This window comes from Inquilinus limosus MP06, assembly GCF_000767795.1.
Classification (GTDB): domain Bacteria; phylum Pseudomonadota; class Alphaproteobacteria; order DSM-16000; family Inquilinaceae; genus Inquilinus; species Inquilinus limosus_E.
Genome location: NZ_JANX01000552.1, coordinates 1 through 4,154, shown reverse-complemented (window position 1 = coordinate 4,154; position 4,154 = coordinate 1). Strand labels below are relative to the sequence as shown.

4 protein-coding genes are annotated in these 4,154 nt (G+C 69.6%); 2 read left to right on the top strand and 2 right to left on the bottom strand.

Features of this window, described 5'->3' with window-relative positions; all coding sequences use genetic code 11:
• The first annotated feature begins 98 nt into the window (after window positions 1-98).
• Together P409_RS28155 and P409_RS28150 are read left to right on the top strand one after the other, a co-directional pair.
• Complete coding sequence (locus tag P409_RS28155) at window positions 99-1,385, top strand: nucleotide sugar dehydrogenase (RefSeq protein WP_034846218.1); 1,287 nt, start codon at window positions 99-101, stop codon at window positions 1,383-1,385.
• Window positions 1,385-2,416: an NAD-dependent epimerase gene (locus tag P409_RS28150; RefSeq protein ID WP_034846217.1), complete on the top strand. Its 1,032-nt coding sequence runs from the start codon at window positions 1,385-1,387 to the stop codon at window positions 2,414-2,416. Before P409_RS28155 ends, P409_RS28150 begins: the two co-directional genes overlap by 1 nt.
• Here P409_RS28150 and P409_RS28145 read toward each other — a convergent pair whose 3' ends face one another.
• Both P409_RS28145 and P409_RS28140 read right to left on the bottom strand, forming a co-directional pair.
• Window positions 2,417-3,886, bottom strand: a complete 1,470-nt coding sequence (locus tag P409_RS28145) for a DUF2125 domain-containing protein (protein ID WP_152613585.1) — start codon at window positions 3,884-3,886, stop codon at window positions 2,417-2,419.
• A 60-nt stretch (window positions 3,887-3,946) separates the two neighbouring features.
• On the bottom strand, window positions 3,947-4,154 hold a 208-nt coding region (locus tag P409_RS28140; protein ID WP_034846212.1), incomplete at its 5' end, for a helix-turn-helix domain-containing protein.

The following is a 4,154-nucleotide window of genomic DNA, read 5'->3' as shown; positions in this document are numbered from 1 at the left end:
GGCGCGAGATCATCCGGCGTCGCTCTCGCGGCGCCAACCCTCCCCTACCCCCTCCCGCAAGGGGAGGGGGAGGATGAAACTGGGCGCAAGGTGGCTTCATGACCCGGACCGAGCGCATCGCCGTCATCGGGCTCGGTTATGTCGGGCTGCCGGTGGCGCTGGGCTTCGCCCGGCACTTCCCCGGCACCATCGGCTTCGACATCGATCCCGACCGAATCGCCGCCCTGCGCGAAAGGCATGACATCACCGGCGAGATCGAGGCCGCGGAACTGGCCGGCAGCGGCCTCATCGTCACCGCCGACCCGGCGGACCTGGCCGGCGCCAGCTTCTTCGTCGCCACCGTGCCGACCCCGATCGACGCCGAGCGCCGGCCGGATTTCGGACCGCTGCTGCGCGCCTGCGAGACGATCGGCCGGGCGCTGACGCCGGGCGCCGTGGTGGTGTTCGAATCCACCGTCTATCCCGGCGCCACCGAGGAGGTGTGCGGCCCGGCCCTGGCCCGCGCCTCCGGCCTGCGCGCCGGCATCGACTTCGCCCTGGCCTATTCGCCGGAGCGGATCAATCCCGGCGACCGCCAGCACAGGCTGGAGAGCATCGTCAAGGTCGTGTCCGGCCAGGACGAGGCGACGCTGGAGCGGGTGGCGGCGGCCTATGGCGCCATCGTCCCGGCCGGGCTGCACCGGGCGCCGTCGATCCGCGTCGCCGAGGCGGCGAAGGTGATCGAGAACACCCAGCGCGACCTCAACATCGCGCTGATGAACGAGCTGGCGATGATCTTCGACCGCCTCGGCCTGCGCACGGCCGAGGTGCTGGCCGCCGCCGGCACCAAATGGAACTTCCTGAAGTTCCAGCCCGGCCTGGTCGGCGGCCACTGCATCGGCGTCGACCCCTATTACCTGACCGCCAAGGCCGAGGCGGTGGGCTACCGGCCGGAGATGATCCTGGCCGGCCGCCGCATCAACGACCAGATGGGCGCCTTCCTGGCCGGCAAGCTGGTCAAGGTGCTGGCGCGCCAGGGCCGCACCATCCTGGGCGCCCGGGTCGGCATCCTGGGCCTGACCTTCAAGGAGAACGTGTCCGACCTGCGCAACAGCCGGGTGCCGGACATCGTGGCCGAGCTGCGCAGCTACGGCATCGACCCGCTGGTGCACGACCCGCTGGCCGATCGGGAGCGCGCCCGGCATGAATACGGGCTGGAGCTCGCCGGGCTCGACGCCTTCCGCGACCTCGACGCGCTGGTGCTGGCGGTGCCGCACCGCGCCTATCTCGACCGGCCGCGCGACGAATTCTGGGCTTGCCTCAAGGAGAGCGGCCTGGTGATGGATGTGAAATCGGCGCTGGACCCGGCAAGCGTGCCGTCCCGCCTGGCCTATTGGAGCCTTTGATGCCTGCCCCGGTCGACACCACCGAGCCGATCCTGGTCACCGGGGCCGCCGGCTTCATCGGCTTCGCCCTGGCCCGGCGGCTGCTCGCGGCCGGGCACCGGGTGGTCGGGGTCGACAATCTCAGCCCCTATTACGACGTGCGGCTGAAGGAGGCGCGGCTGGAGCAGCTGGCCGGGCAACCCGGCTTCGCCTTCCGCCGGCTCGACATTGCCGACCGGCCCGGGATGGCCGGGCTGTTCGCCGAGGTGAAGCCGGGCCGGGTGGCGCATCTCGCCGCCCAGGCGGGGGTGCGGCACTCGCTGACCCATCCCGAGAGCTATGTCGATTCGAACGTGGTCGGCTTCCTCAACGTGCTGGAGGGCTGCCGCCACCACGGCGTGCGCCACCTGGTCTATGCCTCCTCCAGCTCGGTCTACGGTGCCAACACGGCGATGCCGTTCTCGGTGCGCCAGAATGTCGACCATCCGCTCAGCCTCTACGCCGCGACCAAGAAGGCGAATGAGCTGATGGCCCATTCCTACAGCCATCTCTACGGCATGCCGGTCACGGGGCTGCGCTTCTTCACCGCCTATGGCCCCTGGGGCCGGCCGGACATGGCGATGTTCCTGTTCACCCGCGCCATCCTGGAAGGCCGGCCGATCGAGGTGTTCAACCACGGCCACATGCTGCGCGACTTCACCTATGTCGACGACCTGGTCGAGGGCGTGGCCCGGGTGCTGGACCGGGTGCCGCAGCCCGACCCCGCCTGGTCCGGCGACCGGCCGAACCCGGCCTCGAGCGCCGCGCCCTATCGCCTCTACAACATCGGCAACACCAGGCCGGTGGCGCTGCTCGACATGATCGCGGTGCTGGAGCGGGCGCTGGGCCGCGAAGCGCAGAAGCTGTTCCGCGACCTGCAGCCCGGCGACGTGCCCGAGACCTATGCCGATGTCGAGGAGCTGGAGGCGGCGGTCGACTACCGCCCCTCGACCCCGATCGAGGTCGGCATCCCGCGCTTTGTGGAGTGGTATCGCAGCTTCTACGGCGGGTGATCAGAGGTCTTTCGGCACCAGCGCCTGGACATCCGCGCCGTTGACCAGGATCTGGCCGGACGGGTCGATCACGATCTCGTAGTCGCGGGCCGACTTGCCGTCCGGCGTCGTCGTCTGCCGGCCCAGCACCTGCAGCATGGTCAGCCCGGCTGCGGCTTGGCTGGCCTTGGGGTCGGCCTGCAGGGCCTTGACCAGCCCGTCGATCCCGGTCAGGCGCAGCTGCAGGGCCGCTGTCATTTTGCGCAAGGCGTCGGGATCGAGCGCTGTCGTGCCCTTGAGGTCCAGGGCGCCCTGCGGTGCCGTCAGCCGGAAGGCATCGTAGTGCACGGTGAAGCCTGACGAGGGTGGTCCGAAACCCTGCGCCTCGCTGCCGCCATTCGGGAGCAGCCTCCGGGCCGCGATGCTCCGCATCGGCAGGTCGCTCATGGAGATCTGGACGCTGCCCTCGACCGGGATCCATTCGGCGTAGCGGGGCGGCGGTTGGATTTTGATGCCTTGGCCATCCAATCGGCCGGTGAACCGCCCGCTATCCGTGGCGGCATCCAACTCCGCTCCACCGAAAGCCAGGCTGTCGATCGTCACCGTTGCAGCCGGCGTCGCCGCGCCCAATCCGTTCGCGGTGACGGTCATGTGGCTCCTGGTCGGCAGACCGTCGGCATAGGCGTCCTGCAGGGCCCGTATGGCGGGATCGCCGGCCGCATCGGCCGATGCCGTTCCGCTGCCGAAGCGCTTCGCCAAGACGGTGGCAGCGTTCGTCATGGCCGGCATGTCGATCGCCTCGACCCCGACCTCGTAGACGATCTTGTCCGCATTGAGCGGGCCAAAACCGTCCTTCAGCTGCAGGGACACACCTTTGAGGACGAAGGTGGATCTCAGATCCGAGCGCCCGTCCGCCACCGCCCTGCGATTGCCGGCGAGAGTCAGCCGTTCTATCCGCAGCTGGGTTGCGGCTCCGTCATCTCCCATTTTCATCTGGTCGAGGGTGGTGCTCACCTCGATGACGGCGGGATCCCGCAGATCGACGGACCCGCTGGTCTGGCGGCGCCGGGCCGTAATCGGCGACGGTGTCGCCCCAGGGACCTGAAAGCGGCAGTTCAGCGCGGCGTCTCCAGTCAGCACATATCGCCCGCCCTCGCCCGGTGTGGCACGCATCTGATCGGGATCGCAGATGATGAAGAAGCGAAAGCGGTCCTGCCCGAAGCCGTCGAAAATCTGGGTTCGAATGCCGGGCATCGTGATGCGGTAGCCATCGCCGTCCGGCTCGACCCGCCATGATCCGATCGATTGGAATCCGAGCCTCGACATCAGATATTCGGATTCCGCCGGCGCGAGGTTCTCGCCGGACGGCATCCAGGCCTCGAACGCCGCCTTCAGCTTTGCCGCCGTCTCCGCCGTTGCCTGGGCCCGGGCCGACCCGGCCGCGCACGCAAGCACCCCCAGGCCCAAGGCCAGGCACAGACTCCACCGCATCGTGTTGTTCTCCCCGTTTCCGTCACTATGACTTCGGTCCGGGGGCGGGTGAAGCCGGATTCAGCCCCGGACCGCCGACCGCCAAGCGCCGGGCGGGCCGCCGAAGGCGGCGCGGAAATGCCGGGTCAAATGGCTGGGATGGGTGAAGCCGCAGGCGGCGGCGATCTCGGCCAGCGGCCGGTCGCCTTCGGCCAGCAGCCGGCGGGCGCGGTCCAGCCGCCGGGCCAGCACATAGGCGTGCGGCGGCAGCCCGACCGAGGCGCGGAAC

Excerpts from the sequence above, each read along its gene's own strand:
- P409_RS28145 (WP_152613585.1), bottom strand. The coding sequence starts at position 3,886 with ATGCGGTGGAGTCTGTGCCTGGCCTTGGGCCTGGGGGTGCTTGCGTGC.
- P409_RS28150 (WP_034846217.1), top strand. The coding sequence starts at position 1,385 with ATGCCTGCCCCGGTCGACACCACCGAGCCGATCCTGGTCACCGGGGCC.
- P409_RS28155 (WP_034846218.1), top strand. The coding sequence starts at position 99 with ATGACCCGGACCGAGCGCATCGCCGTCATCGGGCTCGGTTATGTCGGG.